The 19,864-nt window shown below is 59.9% G+C and carries 26 protein-coding genes and 1 tRNA gene; 12 read left to right on the plus strand and 15 right to left on the minus strand.

The features are described 5' to 3' along the window. Position 1: 1 nt before the first annotated feature. Complete coding sequence (chlG, locus tag KBY73_RS04250; protein WP_396096562.1) at positions 2 to 982, minus strand: chlorophyll synthase ChlG; 981 nt, start codon at positions 980 to 982, stop codon at positions 2 to 4. A gap of 11 nt (positions 983 to 993) precedes the next feature. Continuing rightward, complete coding sequence (locus KBY73_RS04255; protein WP_254935863.1) at positions 994 to 1,209, minus strand: DUF2862 domain-containing protein; 216 nt, start codon at positions 1,207 to 1,209, stop codon at positions 994 to 996. Positions 1,210 to 1,266: 57 nt separating this feature from the next. Between KBY73_RS04255 and hisF the strand changes: the two genes are divergently transcribed. The 9 genes from hisF (at position 1,267) to KBY73_RS04300 (ending at position 8,837) form a co-directional block, all read left to right on the plus strand. Next, positions 1,267 to 2,052 (plus strand): imidazole glycerol phosphate synthase subunit HisF, encoded by a 786-nt coding sequence (hisF, locus tag KBY73_RS04260; RefSeq protein ID WP_254935864.1) that lies wholly within the window; start codon positions 1,267 to 1,269, stop codon positions 2,050 to 2,052. 45 nt (positions 2,053 to 2,097) lie between these two features. Beyond that, entirely contained in the window at positions 2,098 to 2,388 is a 291-nt protein-coding gene (locus KBY73_RS04265) for a hypothetical protein (protein WP_254935865.1), read from the plus strand. Further along, positions 2,375 to 3,079: a bifunctional demethylmenaquinone methyltransferase/2-methoxy-6-polyprenyl-1,4-benzoquinol methylase UbiE gene (ubiE, locus tag KBY73_RS04270; protein WP_254935866.1), complete on the plus strand. Its 705-nt coding sequence runs from the start codon at positions 2,375 to 2,377 to the stop codon at positions 3,077 to 3,079. The genes KBY73_RS04265 and ubiE overlap by 14 nt, the downstream gene beginning before the upstream one ends. A 99-nt stretch (positions 3,080 to 3,178) precedes the next feature. Continuing rightward, entirely contained in the window at positions 3,179 to 3,925 is a 747-nt protein-coding gene (locus KBY73_RS04275; RefSeq protein ID WP_254935867.1) for an EAL domain-containing protein, read from the plus strand. Positions 3,926 to 4,109: 184 nt separating this feature from the next. Further along, positions 4,110 to 5,573, plus strand: a complete 1,464-nt coding sequence (locus KBY73_RS04280; protein WP_254935868.1) for a sensor domain-containing diguanylate cyclase — start codon at positions 4,110 to 4,112, stop codon at positions 5,571 to 5,573. Next, positions 5,570 to 6,460, plus strand: a complete 891-nt coding sequence (gene glyQ, locus KBY73_RS04285) for a glycine--tRNA ligase subunit alpha (protein ID WP_254935869.1) — start codon at positions 5,570 to 5,572, stop codon at positions 6,458 to 6,460. The genes KBY73_RS04280 and glyQ overlap by 4 nt, the downstream gene beginning before the upstream one ends. Further along, positions 6,457 to 6,651, plus strand: coding sequence for a hypothetical protein (locus tag KBY73_RS04290; protein WP_254935870.1), 195 nt, complete (start codon positions 6,457 to 6,459; stop codon positions 6,649 to 6,651). Before glyQ ends, KBY73_RS04290 begins: the two co-directional genes overlap by 4 nt. 64 nt (positions 6,652 to 6,715) lie before the next feature. Then, positions 6,716 to 8,716, plus strand: coding sequence for a ComEC/Rec2 family competence protein (locus KBY73_RS04295; protein WP_254935871.1), 2,001 nt, complete (start codon positions 6,716 to 6,718; stop codon positions 8,714 to 8,716). 36 nt (positions 8,717 to 8,752) lie between these two features. Beyond that, a tRNA-Ser gene (locus KBY73_RS04300) sits at positions 8,753 to 8,837 on the plus strand. Positions 8,838 to 9,106: 269 nt separating this feature from the next. Here the strand turns inward: KBY73_RS04300 and KBY73_RS15040 are convergent. From KBY73_RS15040 to KBY73_RS04325, 5 genes are all read right to left on the minus strand, one after another. After that, positions 9,107 to 9,391, minus strand: a complete 285-nt coding sequence (locus tag KBY73_RS15040; protein WP_315858401.1) for a ribbon-helix-helix domain-containing protein — start codon at positions 9,389 to 9,391, stop codon at positions 9,107 to 9,109. 621 nt (positions 9,392 to 10,012) lie between these two features. Continuing rightward, the gene (locus tag KBY73_RS04310) at positions 10,013 to 10,546 is read right to left on the minus strand and encodes a hypothetical protein (RefSeq protein ID WP_254935873.1); all 534 of its coding nucleotides are present in this window, start codon (positions 10,544 to 10,546) and stop codon (positions 10,013 to 10,015) included. 631 nt (positions 10,547 to 11,177) lie between these two features. After that, positions 11,178 to 11,348 carry a hypothetical protein gene (locus KBY73_RS04315; protein WP_254935874.1) on the minus strand — a complete coding sequence of 57 codons (171 nt, stop codon included), beginning with the start codon at positions 11,346 to 11,348 and terminating at the stop codon, positions 11,178 to 11,180. Between the two features lie 19 nt (positions 11,349 to 11,367). Continuing rightward, the gene (locus KBY73_RS04320) at positions 11,368 to 11,688 is read right to left on the minus strand and encodes a DUF1311 domain-containing protein (RefSeq protein WP_254935875.1); all 321 of its coding nucleotides are present in this window, start codon (positions 11,686 to 11,688) and stop codon (positions 11,368 to 11,370) included. Between the two features lie 111 nt (positions 11,689 to 11,799). Further along, complete coding sequence (locus tag KBY73_RS04325) at positions 11,800 to 12,453, minus strand: methyltransferase domain-containing protein (protein ID WP_254935876.1); 654 nt, start codon at positions 12,451 to 12,453, stop codon at positions 11,800 to 11,802. A gap of 799 nt (positions 12,454 to 13,252) precedes the next feature. On the opposite strand from KBY73_RS04325, the gene KBY73_RS04330 reads away from it, so the two are divergent. Continuing rightward, positions 13,253 to 13,474, plus strand: coding sequence for a hypothetical protein (locus KBY73_RS04330; RefSeq protein ID WP_254935877.1), 222 nt, complete (start codon positions 13,253 to 13,255; stop codon positions 13,472 to 13,474). A 42-nt stretch (positions 13,475 to 13,516) separates the two neighbouring features. Here KBY73_RS04330 and KBY73_RS04335 read toward each other — a convergent pair whose 3' ends face one another. Beyond that, positions 13,517 to 13,702 carry a hypothetical protein gene (locus KBY73_RS04335; RefSeq protein ID WP_254935878.1) on the minus strand — a complete coding sequence of 62 codons (186 nt, stop codon included), beginning with the start codon at positions 13,700 to 13,702 and terminating at the stop codon, positions 13,517 to 13,519. A gap of 224 nt (positions 13,703 to 13,926) precedes the next feature. After that, the gene (locus KBY73_RS04340) at positions 13,927 to 14,226 is read right to left on the minus strand and encodes a hypothetical protein (RefSeq protein WP_254935879.1); all 300 of its coding nucleotides are present in this window, start codon (positions 14,224 to 14,226) and stop codon (positions 13,927 to 13,929) included. Between the two features lie 122 nt (positions 14,227 to 14,348). Here KBY73_RS04340 and KBY73_RS04345 point away from each other — a divergent pair, with 122 nt between their 5' ends. Both KBY73_RS04345 and KBY73_RS04350 read left to right on the plus strand, forming a co-directional pair. Further along, positions 14,349 to 14,495 (plus strand): DUF2256 domain-containing protein, encoded by a 147-nt coding sequence (locus KBY73_RS04345; RefSeq protein WP_254935880.1) that lies wholly within the window; start codon positions 14,349 to 14,351, stop codon positions 14,493 to 14,495. Positions 14,496 to 14,498: 3 nt separating this feature from the next. Then, the gene (locus KBY73_RS04350) at positions 14,499 to 14,825 is read left to right on the plus strand and encodes a YciI family protein (protein WP_254935881.1); all 327 of its coding nucleotides are present in this window, start codon (positions 14,499 to 14,501) and stop codon (positions 14,823 to 14,825) included. Here KBY73_RS04350 and KBY73_RS04355 read toward each other — a convergent pair. From KBY73_RS04355 to KBY73_RS04380, 6 genes are read right to left on the minus strand one after another with little or no spacing between them, the layout of a single operon-like run. After that, on the minus strand, positions 14,796 to 15,038 hold the full coding sequence (locus KBY73_RS04355; RefSeq protein ID WP_254935882.1) for a hypothetical protein: 243 nt from the start codon (positions 15,036 to 15,038) through the stop codon (positions 14,796 to 14,798). The two genes, KBY73_RS04350 and KBY73_RS04355, sit on opposite strands and share 30 nt — an antisense overlap. Positions 15,039 to 15,087: 49 nt before the next feature. Beyond that, positions 15,088 to 16,110: an adenosylcobinamide-phosphate synthase CbiB gene (cbiB, locus tag KBY73_RS04360; protein WP_396096686.1), complete on the minus strand. Its 1,023-nt coding sequence runs from the start codon at positions 16,108 to 16,110 to the stop codon at positions 15,088 to 15,090. Between the two features lie 23 nt (positions 16,111 to 16,133). Beyond that, positions 16,134 to 17,129 carry a ketol-acid reductoisomerase gene (gene ilvC, locus KBY73_RS04365; protein ID WP_254935883.1) on the minus strand — a complete coding sequence of 332 codons (996 nt, stop codon included), beginning with the start codon at positions 17,127 to 17,129 and terminating at the stop codon, positions 16,134 to 16,136. A gap of 46 nt (positions 17,130 to 17,175) precedes the next feature. Then, positions 17,176 to 17,778 (minus strand): ATP-dependent Clp protease proteolytic subunit, encoded by a 603-nt coding sequence (locus tag KBY73_RS04370; RefSeq protein ID WP_254935884.1) that lies wholly within the window; start codon positions 17,776 to 17,778, stop codon positions 17,176 to 17,178. 51 nt (positions 17,779 to 17,829) lie between these two features. Next, on the minus strand, positions 17,830 to 18,516 hold the full coding sequence (locus KBY73_RS04375; protein ID WP_254935885.1) for an ATP-dependent Clp protease proteolytic subunit: 687 nt from the start codon (positions 18,514 to 18,516) through the stop codon (positions 17,830 to 17,832). Between the two features lie 31 nt (positions 18,517 to 18,547). Beyond that, positions 18,548 to 19,702, minus strand: a complete 1,155-nt coding sequence (locus KBY73_RS04380; protein ID WP_254935886.1) for a PIN/TRAM domain-containing protein — start codon at positions 19,700 to 19,702, stop codon at positions 18,548 to 18,550. Positions 19,703 to 19,864 lie beyond the last annotated feature (162 nt).

Below are 19,864 nucleotides of genomic sequence, written 5' to 3' on the forward strand. Positions count from 1 at the left end.
CTCAGCTAACGAGGGAGCTGTGGCCGATTGCCAGGGCGGTCACGAGCATGCCGAGCACCAGGAATGGTTGGGCGCTTGCCTGGTATTTGACATCGAATGCGACTGGATCACGCAGCAGCCAGATGTCCTGGAAGGTGATCTGGGGAATGATCAGCAGCACCAACAACACCGACGCGAAGTGCTGGCCGATGGCAATCAGCACGGCCACCATCGCCAGTTGAAACACATCGATCATGCCGGCGCTGATCCAGCTTGCTTTCTCGATACCGAAAGCCACCGGAAGGGATTGCAGGCCCATGGCCCGGTCGCCCTCGACGCTCTTGAAGTCGTTGACCACGGCTATGCCTAGGCCGGCTAGGGAGTAGGCCAGGGTGAGCAGGGCGGTGGTCCAGGTGAGCTGGCCAAAAAGAGCCTGGCCGGCCCACCAGGGCAGGGCGATGTAGCTGGCGCCAAGGGCGTAGTTGCCAAGCCAACCGTTTTGCTTGAGCTTCAGCGGCGGAGCTGAATAGATGAAGCTCACAAAGGAGCCACCTAGGGCAAGCAGCAGCAGCACCGGGGTGGTGTGAGCGGCCCAGAGATCAAGGCCGTAGGCCACTCCTAGCCCTGACAGCAGCAGAATCCAGATCTGGGCCTTCACCTGGCCTAAAGGAATCGCTCCTGAAGGAATCGGCCGGTAGGGCTCGTTGATCGCGTCGATTTCGCGGTCGTAGTAGTCGTTGATCGTTTGGGTGTAGCCGGCCAGCAGGGGCCCGCTCATCAGCATGCAGGCGATCGAGGCGCCCACCTCGCTGATGCTCCAGTGGAAATTGCCTGAGGCGGCAGCACCGCACAACACACCCCAAATCAGGGGTATCCAGGTGACCGGCTTCATCAGCTGCAGCCGGATTTTCCAGATACTGCTGGTGCCGCTGGCACCCTTCATGCCGAGCAGCTGACGGGCACCGCCGCCGCTGGCCGCTTCGGGATTGGGGGTGTTGCTCAACGGCCTAGGCCTCAGGCGAGGGTGAGTTCGTCGTCAAAGAACCAGGCGATTTCACCATCGCTTAGTTCAACAACCACGCCGATGCCCTTGCCATCCACCGTGCGGAAACCGGTTACGGTGCCGATGGAGTCTGCCTTCAGGGAGTCAACCATTTTGCTTGAGATGCGATCCCGAACCCGGGTGACCCGCACCTTCGAGCCGATGTTGATGGTGGCAGCCTGGGACATGGCCGGCGCGACTGGAAAGTGGCGCAACCTTAACAGTGCCCTACGGAGCTCGAGTCCATGGTTGCCAAGCGGATCATTCCTTGTCTCGACGTGGCCGATGGCCGGGTGGTGAAGGGGGTGAATTTTGTTGGGCTGCGCGATGCCGGTGATCCGGTGGAGCTGGCCTGTCGCTACAGCGCCGCTGGAGCCGATGAGCTGGTTTTTCTCGACATCGCCGCCAGCCACCAGGGCCGCGGCACCCTGGTGGAGCTGGTGCAACGCACCGCTGAGGCGGTCACGATCCCCTTCACCGTGGGCGGTGGCATCAGCAGCGTTGAGGGCATCACCGAGCTGCTGCGCGCCGGCGCCGACAAGGTGAGCCTCAACTCATCGGCCGTGCGCGATCCCGAGCTGGTGGCCCGCGGCGCCGAGCGCTTTGGCTGCCAATGCATCGTGGTGGCCATTGATGCCCGCGCCAGAGCTGGTGGGGGTTGGGATGTTTATGTCAAAGGTGGCCGCGAGAACACGGGCCTCGATGCGGTGGCCTGGGCCCGGCAGGTGGTGGCCCTCGGAGCTGGCGAGATCCTGCTCACCTCCATGGATGGAGATGGCACCCAGGCGGGCTACGCCCTGGAGCTCACCCGGGCCGTGGCCGATGCGGTGGAGGTGCCAGTGATCGCCTCCGGCGGTGCCGGCTGCATCGACCACCTGGCTGAGGCCCTCGACCCCGGGCCGGCGGGTGGCCACGCCTCAGCAGCCCTATTGGCCTCCTTGCTCCACGATGGGATCCTCAGCGTCGAGCAGATCAAAACGGAGCTGCTGGGTCGTGGTTTGCCAATCCGGCCCCTCGCATCGAGTTGTTAAGCCTCGTTACATTGCTTAAAGACTTTCATTTGACACGGCCAGAGCTTGTTTTCCGCCCTTCCCGTACTTCCGCCTCCCGCCTCCACCGCAATTGCCCTCGGCATGGTGGCGGCGGTGGTGGCTTTGATTGCTTGGGCGCTGCAGCTGATGCAGGCCGCCAGTGATCGCCGGGAATTTTCGCTAATGCTGGCTGGCTGCATGGTGTGCTCAGCGGCAGTTGGCCTGGCCACCGTGATGGTGCTCACCTTCACCAGCCCCAGCCCCAGCCTGCTGCCTGCTGTGGATGCGGGCATCAGCCTCGATTCGATTGTGTTGCCCTGGGATGGCCAGCTTTAGGCCCGGAGATCCACAGGCGGTTCAGGAGCTGTTCGAGCAGATCGCGCCCCGCTACGACCAGCTCAACGACCTGCTCAGTTTTGGCCTGCATCGCCTCTGGAAACGTCAGGCGATTGCTTGGTTGCAGCCCCAGCCTGGCCAGCGTCTTTTAGATCTCTGTTGCGGCACCGGCGATCTAGCCCTAGTGCTGGCTTCCCGGGTGCGCCCAGGTGGCAGCGTGCTCGGCATAGATGCGGCGGCTGCCCCCCTGGCAGTGGCGGCCAGGCGGGCAGCCGCCCAGCCCTGGCTAGCGGTGAGCTGGCAGCAGGGCGATGCCCTGGCCACGGGCTTGGCGAGCGCTAGTTGCGATGGGGCCGTGATCGCCTACGGATTGCGCAACCTTGCTGATCCAGGTGCGGGCCTGCTGGAGTTGCGGCGACTGTTGCGCGATGGCGGCCGAGCCGCAGTGCTTGATTTCAACCGCACATCTGGGGCGGTAGCGAGCTTTCAGCGCTTTTATCTACGCCGGTTGGTGGTGCCCACCGCAGAGCGGTTCGGCATTCCCGAGCACTACGCCTACCTGGAGGAGAGCCTGCAGCGCTTTCCCACCGGCTCCGAGCAGCAGCAGCTGGCGCGGCGGGCGGGCTTCAGAGAAGTGCGGCATCGGCCCTTAGCAGGTGGCCTGATGGGTTTGCTGGAGCTGGTGGCCTGAGGCCAGTGGACAGCTTGGTTCCTGGCTGCTGGTGCGCGGCCCAATTGTGATTAAGGTTGAGCTGTCTCTTTTGCGTAGGGGTTAAATCCCCCCAGGGTTTTGGAAAACTTTTACATCCAGCCCATTATCGACCTTTCCTCAGGCCGGGTTTGCGGCGGCGAGGTGCTTTGGCGTCCCAACGACAACGTGCCAAGCGCTGAGGAGATTCAGGCTCTAGACGAAGATCCCGCTCTCAATATCTCGGTTACCCAAGATTCTTTCGTATTTGCTCTGCGGGCCCTCGACCGGATGCAGTCGAACGTGTGGCTGTCGGTGAATCTCTCCTGCCAATACGTTGGCTCAGGCAAGATGTTTTTCCGGCCGATCTCTAAGGCGGTTGGCGATCTCGACACCCTGCGCCGCAAGGTTGGTCGCCGCTTGGTGGTCGAAGTCACGGAGAAGGGCGTTGCGGGTCAGCACGAGTCGTCGTTCATCAACGAGCTCACCTCCTTGCACACCATCGCCGTCGACGACTTCGGTACCGGCGATGCGCCTCTCTCCCACATGCTGAACCTCAACTTCAGCAAGGTGAAGGTGGATCGCTCGATCGTCTCCGGTATCGATGCCGATTCCTTCCGCCAGCGTTTCCTCAAGTGGCTGGTGTCCGGGTGTCACGCCATCAATGTCGATGTCTGCGCCGAGGGCGTGGAAACGGAATCGGAGGCCACCTTCCTGCGCCGCATCGGCGTTAACCAGGGCCAGGGCTGGCTGTGGAGCAAGGCCATACCGGCTGAGCAGTTTGAAAACCTCACCGTGCCCAGCACAGCCGTCACCGAGTCGCTCGGCCGGATGCTCAACGCGTCCTGAATAAAAAAACCACCGCTGGCATAGCAAATACTTTTAACAAAAACAGTTTAAAAAGATACTTGTAATTCTACCCTTTGATGGGTAACTTGGCGTTAAGCGCTATAGAATCCTGCCTTGATTGAGGTGCTTTTTTGTGGGGCCTGTTTCGGTGCGAGCTGGGAGGCGCTTTCGGTTTTTACCCACCATGGGGCTGCTGCTGCTCTGCGGTTTTGGTGCCTCCAGCGCCTTCAGCTACTTCAGTGCCCGCGGCATCCTGGACCGCCAGCTGGCAACCACCCTGCCGTTAACGGCCCAGGCGCTCTCCGGTGAAGTGGAGCGCTATCTCACCCGGCCGGCGCTGCTTTCGTCTTCGATGGCCCGCAACACCTTCCTGGAGCGCTGGGTTGCCGCCGGGGAGCGGGACCAATCCGAAATGGTGGGCTATCTCCGCAATATCCAGGCCGAACACGGCGCCACCACCGCCTTTTTTGTGTCCGATCGCACCGGTCGCTATTACCACCCAAGCGGGGTGCTCAAGTCTGACTCCTCCAGCGATCCCAACGACCGCTGGTTTTACCGGGTGCAGGCCAGTGCCGATCCCTTTGAAGTCAACATCGATCGCGATACGGCCGATCCCAACCGGGTAACCGCCTTCACCAACTTTCGGGTGCTGGATCAGGCGGGTGGCTTCATCGGCGCTATCGGCTTAGGTATCGACGTGCGCGAGTTGGCTCGGGAGCTGAATCGCTATCAGGATCGCTATGGCGCCCAAGTGCTCTTGGTGACCCATGCAGGTCAGGTGGTGCTCTCCCCCGGCGCCCACTCTGGGGCAACCCTGAAGGAGGTGCCAGGGCTGGCTCCTTACGTTTCCCGGATCCTCGAGCAGCCCGCCACCTCCCTGCAGCTCCCCCACGGTGAGGGCCAGCTGTTCGTGAACAGTCGCCAGATCCCTGAGCTCGGTTGGGTGATTGTGGTGCTGCAGCAAAACGATCCGAGCAAGGCAGCGCTGCTGCCGATCCTTGGTCAGAATCTGCTTATTGCCCTGGGGGTGTCAGCAGTGGTGCTGCTGCTGGCCAATGCCACCGTGGGCAATTACCAGCGCCGGCTGCAGCAGCTGGCGATCACAGACAAGCTCACCGGGCTGCTCAACCGCACCGCCTTCGACACCCTATTTGCCCGTCTGGTGAAAGACGCGCTACGGCGGCAGGAGCCGTTGGCAGTGATGTTGTTTGACATCGATTTCTTCAAGCTGATTAATGACAGCCACGGCCACGCGGTGGGCGACCAGATGATTCAGCACGTTGCTGCTGTGCTCCAGCGGTCGACGCGTGGCAGTGATCTGTTGTTTCGCTGGGGTGGGGAGGAGTTTCTGCTGCTTTTGCCGGCGTGCTCGGCGGTCCAGGCGGTGGAGCGGGCGGAGCGGCAACGGCAGATCCTGCGATCGCAGCCCCTGGCCATTTCCCCCAGCTTGGCTGAGCCCATTGCCCCACCCACCCTCAGCTGCGGCGTCACCACCTATCAGCATGGTGAAACCCTTAAGGAGCTGCTGCTGCGGGCTGATCAGGCCCTCTACACGGCCAAGCGTGGGGGGCGTGATCGGGTGGTGTGCCTGGAGGCTGAGGCCCCCCTACTGGGCAGAATCGATCCAAAGCCCAGCACAGCAGCGTGAACTTCCAGGACATCATCAGCACCCTGAACCGCTTTTGGGCCGACCAGGGCTGCCTGCTCCTGCAGCCCTACGACACCGAAAAGGGCGCCGGCACGATGAGCCCCCACACGGTGCTGCGGGCGATCGGTCCCGAGCCCTGGGCCGTGGCCTACCCCGAACCCTGTCGCCGCCCCACCGATGGCCGCTACGGCGACAACCCCAACCGGGCCCAGCACTATTTCCAATATCAGGTGCTGATCAAGCCCAGCCCCGATGGCATCCAGGAGACCTATCTGGCCTCGCTGGAAGCGCTGGGCATCCGCGCCAAGGATCACGACATCCGCTTCGTAGAAGACAACTGGGAATCGCCGACGCTGGGCGCCTGGGGTGTGGGCTGGGAGGTGTGGCTTGACGGCATGGAGGTCACCCAGTTCACCTATTTCCAGCAGTGCGGCGGCCTCGATTGCCGGCCGGTGTCGATTGAAATCACCTACGGCCTGGAGCGCCTGGCCATGTATCTCCAGGATGTGGAGAGCATCTGGGATCTGAGCTGGGATGGCAATCGCTCCTATGGCGATATCTGGCTGCCATTTGAGAAGGGCCACTGCGCCTACAACTTCGAAGCCTCCAACCCCGAGCGGCTCAAGCAGCTGTTTGCCATCTATGAGGCGGAGGCGGCAGATCTGGTGGCCAAGCAGCTACCCGCTCCAGCCCTGGATTTCGTGCTCAAGTGCAGCCACACCTTCAACCTGCTGGAGGCCCGCGGCGTGATCTCTGTCACGGAGCGCACCGCCACGATCGGTCGCATCCGCACCCTGGCCCGTCAGGTGGCGGAGGCCTGGCTGGCCGAACGCGAAGCCCTCGGTTTTCCTTTGCTGAGCGAGGCCAAGCGCCCCGTGGTGGTGTGAAGAGGCTGCTCCAGCGCAGCTTGCTGGTGGTGGTGCTGGCCGGCGGCAGCTTCCAGTTGGGGCGCTTAAGTGAGCGGGCCGTGTGGCCCTGTCGCTTGCGCCCGGTGGCCAAGCTGGTGGCACCGCTATTGGGCCAGGAGATGCCGAGCCGGGAGCTCTGCGAGCTGTTGCTGCAGCTTCCGCGCCTCTAACTCCAGCCCGTGTGGGAACCCTGGCTGGGTTCATGCGGAGTGGCCAGTGGGCTGTTGTGGAGGTGTGGCGGACACTGCCGGCGCAGCCGGGCCGCGCCTAAAGCCGCTTTTGTGGGGCCTGCTTTTGGCCCTGCTGCTGCTGCGGGTGGGCTGGCTGGCGTTCACGCCGCCCCAGCCGGCGGCCGGTGATCCAGTGCTTCAACTCCAGGCAGCCGGTGGTCCGCTGGACCTGACGCTGCGGGGAGTTCTGCTCAGTGATCCGGTGCCCAGCGGTGCTCCGGTGCTCAGTGGTGGTGGTGCCTGCCGGGCCCTGCTGCAGCTGCCCGTGGGCCGCACCGAACTGCGCTTCGGCGATTGCCCGGAGCTGCAACAGGGTTGGCGCCTGCAGGTGCAGGGCCGCCTGCGGCGCCCCCAGGTGTCACCCCATCCGCTGCTGGCCGCACCAGCAGAGCGACTGGCGCGTCAGGGAAGCTTCAGCCAGCTGCAGGTGCAGGATTTTGAGGTGCTGCAGCGTGCGGCAACGCCGGTGGCAGACCTGCGCCGCCGCATGGCCCAGGCGCTGGTGCAGCATGCTGGCCCAAACAACGGCAGCGTGCTGGCGGCCCTGGTGCTCGGGAGCGCCGTGGTGCCCGTGCCGGCGGAGCTGCGCGAGGCGTTTCGGGCAGCGGGGCTATCCCATGCCCTGGCGGCTTCCGGCTTCCATTTGTCGGTGCTGCTGGGCGTGGTGCTGCCCCTGGGCGCGCGCTTGCCGCGGCTGGGGCGGCTCACCTTGGCGGCGGCGGCGATGGGCCTGTTTGTGCTGTTGGCAGGCCCCCAGCCCTCCGTGCTCAGGGCAGTGCTGATGGGGGCCCTGGCCCTGGGGGTGGTGGAGTGCGGCTACCGCGGTAGGCCCTTGGGCATCCTGGTCGCCAGCGCCCTGGTGTTGCTGCTGGCGCGGCCCGACTGGCTGCTCGATGTGGGCTTCCAGCTCAGCGTTGTGGCGACTGCTGCGCTGGTGGTGTCGGCCCGACCGCTGGAGCTGGGCCTGCGCCGCTGGCTGCCGGGTTGGTTGGCCGTGGCCACGGCGGTGCCGCTGGCGGCTTCGCTCTACACCCTGCCACTTCAGCTGCTGCACTTCGGCGTGGTGCCCCTCTATGCGGTACCGGCCAATTTGGTGGTGGCACCCCTGCTCACACCCCTCACCCTCGGGGCGATGGCCCTGGCCTGCCTGGCGGTGCTGCTGCCGCCGCTGCTACCGCTTGCCACCGTGCCCGTGGCCTGGCTTGCCAATGTGTTGGTGGCGGTGGTCAAGGTGTTTGCGGCGCTGCCCATGGCCCAGTGGCAATTGGGCCGCCCCGCCCCGGGCCTGGTGCTGCTGTTCAGTGTGGCGTTGCTGGCTCTGGCCTGGCCTGCCCTGGCCCGGCGCTGGCGCCTGCTTGGTGCTGCCCTGTTTGCGCTGGTGGTGGCGGTGCAGTTCAGCTTGCTAAGCGCCGACCAGTTGTTGCTGGTGCACCAGGGGCGGCTGGATCTGCTGGTGGCGCGGCACCAGGGCCGGGCGGTGCTGGTGAGCAGTTCAGGTGATGGCTTCAGTTGCAGCCAGGCCAGCCAGCTGGCCCGGGGTCTGGGGGTGCAGCGCTACGACTGGGCCTTACTGCTAGATCCGCTGGCGCCCGAGCAGCCGCACTGCTGGCAGGGGCAGGCCGGTCTGGTGATGGCCAGTGCCGATGGCAGTTTGCCGTTTCAGCCTGGCCAAAGGCTGGCTAGCCCTGGGCTGAGCGCCGCACCGGTGGCGATCGAGAGCCGGGCCATTCAGCTGCAGCTGGGCCGCTGGCGCTGGTTGCTGTTGCCCGACCGCCAGGCGCTCTGGGCCTGGCGGCAGCTGGCCGCCGATGGCTCAGAGCCAAGCGTGCTGCGCGGCCGGCTTGATGGCGTCTGGCTGGGTTTTGCACCCTCCGCCCGCGAGCGCCGCCACCTCAAGGAGCTTGGCGCCAAGTGGCTGTGGCTCAGTGGCGCCACCCCGGCGGGCTTGCCAGCGGCCTGGGCGGCCAGCGGTCCCAGTGGATACCTGCAGGCCGCCCTCGGCTGACCGATCCTTAGAGTGACGCAGGCCCAGCGGGTCTTTGGAGAGGTGGCTGAGTGGTCGAAAGCGAACGACTCGAAATCGTTTGAAGGGAAACCTTCCGTGGGTTCGAATCCCACCCTCTCCGCTTCTCAATAGTTTTCAAAGGGTCTGATTCGTCCAGACCCTTTGCTGTAACTGGGTTCTTGGTGGGTGGGTGGTCCAGGTGGATCCGCCCGAAAACAAGGGTCTCTGCCTGTTGTGTTGTTGGACTGCTGATATGCCCTTCTCTGACGCGCAGGTCCGCACTCTGAAGGCAGGTCATTGCAGACGGGTCATTGCAGACAGAGCGAATCTGTCGGGGATTCCGCTAGAAGCCCTCTGGCGCAAGGGCGTATCGACTGTAGATGATGTTGATTACGCCTCTTTTGAAAACCGCTCTAGAAGGTGGGATGCAAGGTTGCTAAGCGACCGCCCCTCGCAATCGCTTTTCGTCAGCAAATATCTATAAACGGTATGGGGGATGGTGACGCTGATTCGTTGTGGTTTTCTAAAGGCAACTGGAGTTTGATCGCTCCCTTGGGATTCGTGAGTGCCCATGGTTGGTAGGTCGTGCCTGGATTTAGCGACCCCCACATTATCCTGAAAGTGAATTAGCGCAACCTCGCCAATGCTGTGACCCGCATTATGCAGTCCCTGCATTATGCAGTCCCTGCATTATGTCGTTTCTGCATCATTTTTCGCTTTTTGTCTAAACTGCTACTGCGACTCGTCTTTGGAAAGAATATCTTTGGCTACTTCTGAGAATGAGCGACTAGTTTTCTCTGCAATCTTGCTAATTTTTCCACGATCTCGTCGCTTAATTCCAGCTCTATTCGCTTGGGAAAGTCTCTTGGGTCAAGGCGAAAAAAAGTTGTCGCATTGTCTTTCGTCGTTGCTTGTAAAATTGTGAAAAATGGATATAAAGAATCTTTGTTATTGCCTTATTCCTTTTCAATCCTAACTATTTTGCCCTCCCTTCGCTGTTCTGTTTTTCGGAAATCAACAGATAGGCGCTCAGCAGCGGTTGTGCTATTCCATCCCGTTGTGCCTGACCTTGAAGACTCTTGATGGCATCACTAACTTCTGTGTCGTATTCCCAACTGGTTTGTGACCGCTCCTTCTACTGAGAAGAACATCAGGATGATCGTTTGCCATTTCCGCTTGGGGTGAGTGGATGATGGGGCGCCGGGCGATTGTGCCAGGGCGCAGTTGAGGCGACCTCAGCAACAGGCGATCCCACTATTTAACAATCGCTGCTTGCCTAAAAATATTGTGATTCTGTCAGGCAAATCGCGATATCTGCCATTCGGCATTGCCTTTACTCTGCGTAAGATGAATGATGTTTTCAAAATCTTTCTCGCCCCTCCACTTTAGTTCAGCATTAATGCCAAGATTATCGGACGAAGTATTGTTATTTAGCCTTAAGCGTGCCACCGCAAATTCCAATATTTTTAATGTGTGGGGCAGCTGGGCGGCCCATCGGTGGTGTTTATTTTCGTATTTTATCTCTATTGAAAGATTCTTGATTGCAGCATTTAGCGCAGTTGGATCGTCAATTAATTCTTCTTTGCTTTGATTGCCATCGCTGCAAGAATTGACATAGAAGTATATGCTTCCTTTGATTGCAGGCGCTTTTAGGATGCTATCGCTGCCAATCTTGGCAAGAAGTTCCTTATTCTCATCAATCGTCTCCTCGCCAATGTGTCTGCCCAACAGCTTTGGAGCGCCTGGCTGTTCGTTCATTGCTGCTGGGTCGTGTGGTTGAAGTGTGGCAGGGGATTGCCCCAGTAGAGGCAGGCAGAGTCCTGTTCCCACTGGCAGCTGCAGTCACGATGAGCGGCAACCATCACGCTCTGGGCGGCATTGAGGTTTGCCAGGTCAATGGTGGAGAAGTCGGTTGGCATTGGTCTGAACCTATTGGATCTGCACTCGGGACCTTGCGGAATATTCCACTGGGTTCGGCTGTATATATCGCTACGGCATTCTTATGAATTTGCTTTAGAAATGGCAGATTCAGCGGAGTCGGTATGGATTTCTCTGGTTCGCCTTTCCTTCTTGCCTTTGTCGCCCTGGTGGGGTTTGTTGTGGTTGAAGTAGTACTTAAGTTTGGTGCCTGACATTCTGGTGCCTTTGCTGGGCAGGGAAGCAATAGGTGATTAGCAGTGCTTTGCTCTACTAAGGTGCTTGACGTATTGTTTTTGGCTTAAATCAACCACAGTAATATACAACCCAGAAGATCCCGCTAGCCCCCTTGTTGCGACAAACCTCGGCGGGCTTTTCTCTGTCGTCCTTGTTCTTGCGGCACTTTAATTATTATTCTTGTCCTAGGTGTGCTGCAAAAATGCTTAAGCGAGTTAATGGCAAATCTTCTCTTGTGCTGAGGGTCTTTATTGGGGTTGTTGTCTGGTGGATCTGGAAGCTGGTTCGGATGTAGTCCAAGAATGCTTCAGGACTTTTTCTTCCAGATTCGCTCCAGTGTTTTGCGGAACTCCCCACTGCTTTGTGGTCGTGCCAGGTCACGCTTCCAAAAGACGCTGCTAATCCACCACACCTGAAGAGCGCCGAACGCAAGGGCGACCAGACCCAGTTGGATGTAACCCCAGTTGAGCTGCTCCATTGCGCCAGTGCTCCCCTGATTAATTACCCATCCGCTTGAACTCTTCCAGCAGTGCCCGATTTAGGTGGTCATCGCATCCCACCACCAACTGCGGGTAGATGGTGCCGTCCTTGTAGGGGGCATAGGCGTGGGCACAGACCGCACGGGTGGCGTCCTGCCACTGTTGGAACATTGCCCTGGGGATCTTGCTTTGGAGTTGGTCGGTGGACTGCTGCCAGGACACCTCAGCGCAGTAGCGCATCTCCACCGTGTTCTCGCCAGGGCACCGGATCTGGGGTCCCTGGGCGTGGATCGCAGTGGGGAGTAGGACAAGGCCAGTGGCGACAAGTAGGTGCTTCATCGGGATCTTCTGGCGCTGCTTGAAGGGTATGGGTGCTTTCTGCTGTTGGCGACTGCCTCGGCGACAAGGGACTCAATGGACTCCTTGCCTTCACCTCCCCAGCATTTGGCATTATTGATGCAAATAAGTTCGCTTTTTCCAATCACAGTCTTTGCCAAGTATTAGATTGCTTCCTTTCCATTCAAATACTTTTTTCAATTTAAGGTTGAATGGGTGTTGAGTCGGGTCAAGAGTTCTGAAGTCTCCTGTTTTTATTTCTCTGTTGTTTACGGGTGAAAATGGACGCCGCAGCTTTAGAAGAATTTCCCCGAAAGCGGATACGCAGGGAATGTCATTGGTAATTAATGCATATTTGAAGTTTGGAAGAATTGATAAAATATCTTGAACTTTCTTCGTGCTTAAATGCATTAGTACGTCTTTGCAAACCAGCAGTTCTGCGCGAGGGAGTTCATTGTAATCATTTGGAAGACAGGCAAAGGAAACCCCTGGTCGTGAAAATGACTTCTGATTGTTTGCGATTACATTTTTAGATGCATCGATGCCAATATATGTTGCTCTGCCAAAGTCTAGAAATTGGGAGAACTGCCAGTCGCCGCAGCCAAGGTCAACGACTGATTTAATATCGTGTTGACGAATAAAGTTTTCTAGGAATATCTTGTAGGGCTGAGTTGCCTCAGGGGAACTTCCGCCCCCAGATCCCTTGCCCCAGTATGAATTTTCATAAATCTTATCAAAAATATCTGGATCGCCAAACTCAAGGCTCATAAAAAGTCGGTAAATTCTGAACTCTAAATTTAGCACTAAAGATGATTTTATGGTTGCAAACCATAACTCTTGATGTATAGCAGTTATTGCAGACGGTTTTTGGCAACTTCATAGATACGCAATTATTGCGCCGCTACCTCTGCCTCTGTTCCTTCTTCCAGATTTGCTCCAGTGTTTTGCGGAACTCCTCACCGCTTTGTGGTCGTGCTAGGTCACGCTTCCAAAAGACGCTGCTAATCCACCACACCTGAAGCCCGCCAAACGCCAGGGCGACCAGAGCCAGTTGGATATACCCCCAGTTCAAGTGCTCCATTAGCGACTCAGCTGCAGGGCAGTTTTGATCGGCAGGTGGGCGGTGGGGATTCCCAATGCCACCATTGAAACATTGCCGCAGGTGTCCGCATGAACACTTGCGACAATCACTCCATGCCGTGAGTGTAAATGCCTAATAGCGTAAGGGAGTCGTGATGAGCGACGGGAAGAATGTCCCTGGCGGAGTCGAACACGCTAGGGATTTTTTTGTGAACAAACCTTTGATCGCGTGTGTGGCTGCAACAGGTTTGGTCGCCAAGGTTGATGGATTTTTAAAATACGGCTGCATCAGTGAAGCAGTGTGGCAAGCAAAATGTAATTACAGTCCCCTTGCTTGTAAATAATGCCCCGCTTCTTCCTCCCCAGGATCGCATCCAACCGAAACAGGCGCGGACGGGCCTTGCAGTAGCTGGTCTGTGGATTTGCAGGGGATTTCCTTTTCCTGCTTCCTGCGGCATCCTTGGGTTGAATTCCATCACAACTGAAGATGAGGGACGACGACTTCTCTTTGAGCGACGACGATGCCAATGAGGTGGAGCTGCCTGTCTTTGATATGGGCGCCGATCACTGGCAGGAGGAGATTGATTTTCTAGAACAGCGTCTTCGTGGCGAGCAGGGCGATATTGATAAGGACGATAGGGAGACCTGCACGGAAGCACTGGCAATCGCCAAGGAGAACCTTGCCAATTGCTTAAGGCGCAAAAAATGATATTTTTATACCCTGCATGTTATCGGGCCTCTTATTTAATGCTCAATAACTAGCCGCAATTGATTTTGCGGGTCGTGCGGAGATTTTTACTTTTCTATAAAGCGAACAGAATTCTTCTTTGCCGGAATCCATGGAATGAGCCATTGAATTGAGAACATGCTCAAGATCTTCCGTTGCTAGTTCGCCGAGCGAATTCCAGTTTAAGGCAAACAGAATTGAAGAGTCCATGGCAGGGTATTGAGGCCACCCTGGTGCAAGGACGACTGATTAATTGTTTTCGAACCCTAACCCCATACCCTGTCAGAAGGGGGTTTCGGCACATCCTTTGGTGTTAAAAAATTAAGTAGATTGCAGTATGTTGTTGCGCTGCAATGCATTTGGGGGTATTTGAAGTGCTTTTCTCAGTGAACTTAAAGATTATTCGAATTGTGGTTCTGCTTTGATACTTGTCTTTAGTAGTTGTCGCCGTACTTGACTTCGGTTGATGCATTCATGAGTTCAACAGTCGTTTGGAAGCCCTGGGCCACAGTTACCTCGTGTTGAATGCCGATGTCCCTCAATGCAGTTACGTCGTATTCAGGGGCGGTGATCCAGCTGAAGCCTTTGCCAAATGTGTTGTCGGGGTTGACTACATACCAATGGCAGGCGGTGTCTGGAACTGCCACCGAGCATTTGGTCCAGTCGTTGTCCCATTGGGGAACCTGAACAAAAGAAAGGGCGGCAAATAAGAAACCAAAAATGCTTAACAGCATGACCGCCTTATGAAATCTTCACAATCCTACTATGGTTTGGTCGCTTTTTGTCGTTTCCCTGATTTGGATTTGGTTTCGGTTGCCTAAATTTCCCATCGCTGATCTGCGTCGAGCCCCTGGAGATGCCCCACCACGAGAACCGTCCCACCAAAATCTGCCCTGTCTGTGAGCGGCCTTTTCAGTGGCGGCGCAAGTGGAAGGATGTTTGGGATGAGGTGCGCTACTGCTCAGATAGGTGCCGCCGGCAACGCAGCGCCAAGGGGGTTTAGAGGATGGGCCCTACCTTTGTGAAGCTTGAGCTGGGTCTGGTTTCTAAGCCCCAATTTGACGCGGTGATTCCAGCTCACCTGGCTTGGCTGGCAGATCTCGAACGCAAGGGCCATGAGCCCCGCAGTGGTTATTGGGCCGATCGGGTCGGCCGCAGTGGTGATGGGGCTGGCGGCATGTTGCTGTTTAGGGCCGCCAGTTGGGAAGAAGCCGAGGCCCTTGTTCGAACAGATCCGCTGATCCTCCAGGGATGCGTCAGCTGGACGCTGCATCAATGGGCGCTGGTGTTTCCGCCAGCAGGCCTAGCTGTGAAACAGCAACACCAGGCCTGAATTGAGCTGGTGAAACTCCCGTTCTTCGCGACTTAGATCGAGCCCTACCTGCAGACCTTCCTTGAGGGCATCTTCATAGGGAGGAGCTGTTGGCGCTGCCCCGGCTTGCCAGAGGGCTGCAATCCCTACAGGTGTGGCGTGCCAGCGAAAGCAGGGGGTTAGGCCGATGTTCGGCTCCTTGAGGGCATCTTCAAGTAGTTCGCGAATCGCCATGGTCCCAGTGATCTGCGCGCAGCTTCGGCAGGGCCTGTGGCAGGGGCAATCAGCTGAGAGTTTTCGTGATGAACGACCCGGCCGCGGCAGCAGTGAGCCATATCAGCTCAAGCCGCCGATTCAGTTGCAGCATTTGCAGCACTGCGGCTTGATCCGGCGCTGGCAGGCCTGCGCCAAGTAGGGGCTTGCTGCGTATTTGGCCGCCGTAGCTATTGCTGCCTCCCAGCTGCACCCCCGTGACATGGGCATAGGCGGCTTGAGATAGCCCCGCATTGGGTGAGGGGTCGGCAGCTCCATCGCGCCGGGCCGCTGCCAGCACCCCGAGGCTGCGGCCTGGCTGGCCAGCTGCCAGCGGCAGGCTCACCGCCACCAGCCGGCAGGGCAGCCAAACCAGTAGGTCGTCGAGGCGGGCGCCTGCCGTGCCCAGCCAGCGCAGGCGCCCGCGGCGGTAGCCCAGCATTGAATCCAGCGTGCTGGCTGCTTTGAAGCCCCAAGCCAGGGCTAGGGGGCCGGGCCATGCGGGGTTGAGGCTCCACAGCCCAGCCCCAAGCAGCATCCAAAACAGTGGCGCAAACAGACCGTCCACGCCGTTCTCGCTGGCCGTTTCAGCCAGGGCCCGCAGGATCTCCGGGCCGTCGAGATCGGCCGTGTCGCGGCCCACTATCCAGGCAAGGGCTCGACGGGCGGGCTCAAGGGCTGTCTGGTTTTGTACGGGCTGCCTCTGTACAGCTTGTACGGAATTTGGGAGAGCTTTCAGCACCCCAGCCACCGCCTGCTCGAGGCTGCGGCCGGCAAGGGCGCTGGCCAAGGCCACCACCAGCAGTGGCGTAGGAGCCAGCCGCTCCATTCCCCAACCCGCGAGGCCGCTGCCCCCCACTAGCACCAGCGTGATTAAGCCCCCCGCCAGCCGCAGCTTCCAGGCTCTGGTGCCCGCCCAGGCTTCGGCGCCGCGGCGTAGCAGGGTGATCCACCAGCCCATTACCACCACCGGATGGGGACACCAGCGCGGGTCCCCGACTAGGCGATCGAGGCCGCAGGCGAGGACAACCAGCAGCAGGGGATTGCTGAGCAGTTGGTTGCTGAGCAGGGGTTGGATCAGGCCGTTTTCAGCCAGCTGAACATCGAGCGCAGGCCCTTGCCCACCTGCTCGATCGGATGGGCCGCATCGCGCTCGCGGATTTTGGTCATCTCTGGCTTGCCGGCGTCACACTCGGCCACGAAGTTGCGGGCGAAGGTGCCGTCCTGGATGTCGCTGAGGATGCGCTTCATCTCCGTTTTGGTGTCTGCGGTGATCAGGCGCGGGCCGCTCACGTAGTCGCCGTATTCAGCGGTGTTGGAGATCGAATCGCGCATAGCCGTCAGGCCGCCCTTAACCATAAGGTCGACGATCAGCTTCACCTCGTGCAGGCACTCGAAGTAGGCCAGCTCGGGCTGATAGCCGGCCTCCACCAGGGTTTCAAAGCCTGCTTTGACCAGCTCGGAGAGGCCGCCGCACAGCACGGCCTGCTCACCGAAGAGGTCGGTTTCGGTCTCTTCTTTGAAGTTGGTTTCGAGGATGCCGGCTCTGGTGCCGCCGATCCCTTTGGCATAGGCCATGGCCAACTCGCGGGCATGGCCGCTGGCGTCCTGCTCGATGGCGAATAGAGCCGGCACGCCCATGCCGTTCTGGTATTCCCAGCGCACGGTGTGGCCGGGGCCCTTGGGGGCAATCATCACCACGTCCACATCGGCGGGGGGCTTGATCAGCTCGAAGCGGATGTTGAAGCCGTGGGCGAAGCTGAGCACCTTGCCGGCGCTCAGGTGCGGTGCAATTTCCTTGTCGTAGACGGCCTTCTGGAATTCATCGGGCAGCAGCACCATGATCCAGTCGGCCTTGGCGCAGGCATCGGCCACGCTCAGTACTTCCAGGCCATCGGCCTTGGCTTTTTCTGCCGAGCGGCTGCCTTCGTAGAGCCCAACCACGACGTTGACGCCGCTGTCCTTGAGGTTCAGCGCGTGGGCATGGCCCTGGCTGCCGTAGCCAATGATGGCCACTGTCTTGCCATCAAGCAGGGAGAGGTCGGCGTCGGTGTCGTAATAGAGCTTGGCCATCCGGGCTGTCTAGGCAGGGCAAAGATCGAGCTTACGCAAACGCCCTTCAGGCTTCGCTCGGATGGGCGATCACCCGATCGATCAGGCCATAATCCTTGGCCTCAGCGGCGCTGAGGAAGTAATCGCGGTCGGTGTCTTTTTCAATTTTTTCAAAGGGCTGGCCAGTCATGTCAGCCATCGAGTGGTTGAGCATGTCCTTGATGCGCAGGATCTCCTTAGCCTCAATCTCGATGTCACTGGCCTGGCGCTGGCTGGTGCCGCCCAGGGGCTGGTGAATCATGATCCGGCTGTGGGGCAGGGCCAGCCGCTTGCCCTTTGTGCCAGCGCCCAGCAGGAAGGCGCCCATCGAGGCGGCCAGACCCACGCAGATCGTCACCACGTCGCTCTTGACGTATTGCATGGTGTCGTAGATCGCCAGGCCCGCGGTCACCGAGCCGCCGGGGGAGTTGATGTACAGATAGATCGGCTTGGAGTTGTCTTCCGAATCCAGATAGAGCATCTGGGCCACCAGGGCGTTGGCGACTGCATCGGTGACCTCCGAGCCCAGAAAGAGGATCCGTTCCACGCCCAGACGGGTGTAGATGTCAACCCAGCGCTCGTACTGGCTGCCGGGGAGGCGGTAGGGAACGCTGGGGGTGCCGATGGGCATGGGTCGAGGGTGAGGACGGGGTGGGGAACTGGATTGGTCGCCTATGGCCCTTTAGCCAAGGCCGGCTGCCGTGGCTGGGGGGGCGGTTGGTAGGTCTTTCTGGCTCGTGAGTACCCGATCGATCAGTCCGTACTCCTTGGCTTCCTCAGCGGTGAAGTAAGTCATGCGATCGGAATCGCGGGATAGCTGCTCCACCGACTTGCCGGTGTTGAGAGAAAGCATCTCCAGCAGGGTGCGCTTGTTGTGCAGCACTTCCTGGGCCCGGATCTGGATGTCGGTGGCCTGGCCGCGGGCGCCGCTGCGGGGCTGGTGCAGCACGATCGAGGCGTGGGGCAGGGCGGCCCGGTGGCCCTTGGTGCCAGCGCTGAGAATCATGGCTGCAGTGCCCATCGCCTGGCCGATGCAGATGGTGTGTACGGGCGGCTTCACGTAACGGAGCGTGTCGGCGATGGCGAAGGCTTCGGTTTCAAAGCCAACGGCGTCGCCGGTGTACCAGCTGGTGCCGGTGGAGTTGATGTAGAAGAAAATTGGCTTCTCCGGATTGTCAAACTCCAGGTAGAGCAGCTGGGCAATGATCAATTCGGTGACGTCAATGCCCATTTGGCGCTTGGCGTCGTCGTCGCTGAACAGGGGCAAGCCCAGATAAACGATTCGCTCCTTCAGCAGCAGGCTGGGCAGATCCGGGGGCGGCGTGCGCATAACCGCGGAATCGCCGTAGTAGGGGGCTGACACCGACATCCGCGATTGATAGGAAGCACGTTTGCGGAGCCTAGCGGGGGCTGTCCGCTTGCGGATTGGCCTTGCTGCGCTCTTGCCGTGGTTTGCGCTTGGCGCTGGCCTCCCCATTGGCCTCGGCTGGGGCACCGTCGCCCCGGGCGAAAACGATCCGGCCAGTGGGGTTTTGCAGGGCTCCGGTGACCACCACTGGCAGCCGCTCGCCAATGCGGCCCCGGGCGCCTTCCACCACCACCATGGTGCCGTCGTCGAGGTAGCCCACGCCCTGATCGGCCTCTTTGCCATCGCGGGCGATCTTGAGCAGCAGCTCGTCGCCAGGCTGCACCTCGGGCCGCAGGGCTATCACCAGCTCGCTGAGGTTGAGCACCTTGAGATCTTTCACCTCAGCCACCTTGGCCAGGTTGTAGTCGGCGGTGAGCAGGGTGCCGCCGGTGTCGGCGGTGAGCAGCAGCAGCTTGTCGTCGACGCCGTTGCCTTCGTAGCGGGTGCTGTTGACCACCAGCCGCCGGCCGTACTGGTCGCGCAGCTCGCTCAGCAGCTTGAGGCCGCGGCGTCCCCGGCCGCGCTTCTCGGCGTTGCCCGAGTCGGCTAGGGCCTGGAGCTCATCGATCACGCTCTGGGCCACGATCACCTGGCCCTCCAGCAGCCCTGAGGCGAGCAGGCCGCGGATGCGGCCGTCAATGATCACGCTGGTGTCGAGGATTTTGGCGCTGGCAGGTTGCAGAACCCCATCGGCCACCAACATCGCCTCGGTGCTGCTGGGGTTGAACAGGCGCAGCAGGGTGCGGCCATGCACTTCGGCCAGGTTGTAACCCGATACGCCGAAGAAGACGTTGCTGAGCACCGCCGCCAGCGGTTTGACGAAGATCACCTCCCAGGGCAGGGGCAGCAGCAGGATCGGCGCCAGCAGCAAGTTGGCCACCAGCAGGCCGAGGATCAGGCCCACGGCGCGGCTTACCAGCAGGTCGGTGGGCATGGTGCGCACCTGCTGCATCAGCTTGCGCCGCAGCTGCTGGAAGAAAACTCCAGCGATCACGCCAAAAAAGGCACCGAAGCCCCCCAGCACCGTGCGCAGCCCTTCTGGGTTGTCCACCTGCAGCAGCAGCTGCTCGGGCAGCAGGTCTACCCCCAGCCAGCCGGCGGCAGCGCCAGAGATCACAAACAGGATCAGGATGAGGGAGTCAACCATTCCCGTCGTGCGTGGCTACCCAGCTGATCTGGGTTGCAGCATGCCTGATTTCGGTGCCCTTGGCCTGAAGGGGTTTCCGCACCTGTCGTTGTGACTGCTCAATTTCCCCATCCAGTGCCAGTCCCAGTTCCAGTCCCAGCGCCAGCTCCAGTCCCGGCAGTC

This window comes from Cyanobium sp. Tous-M-B4, from assembly GCF_024345395.1.
Lineage (GTDB): Bacteria > Cyanobacteriota > Cyanobacteriia > PCC-6307 > Cyanobiaceae > Cyanobium_A.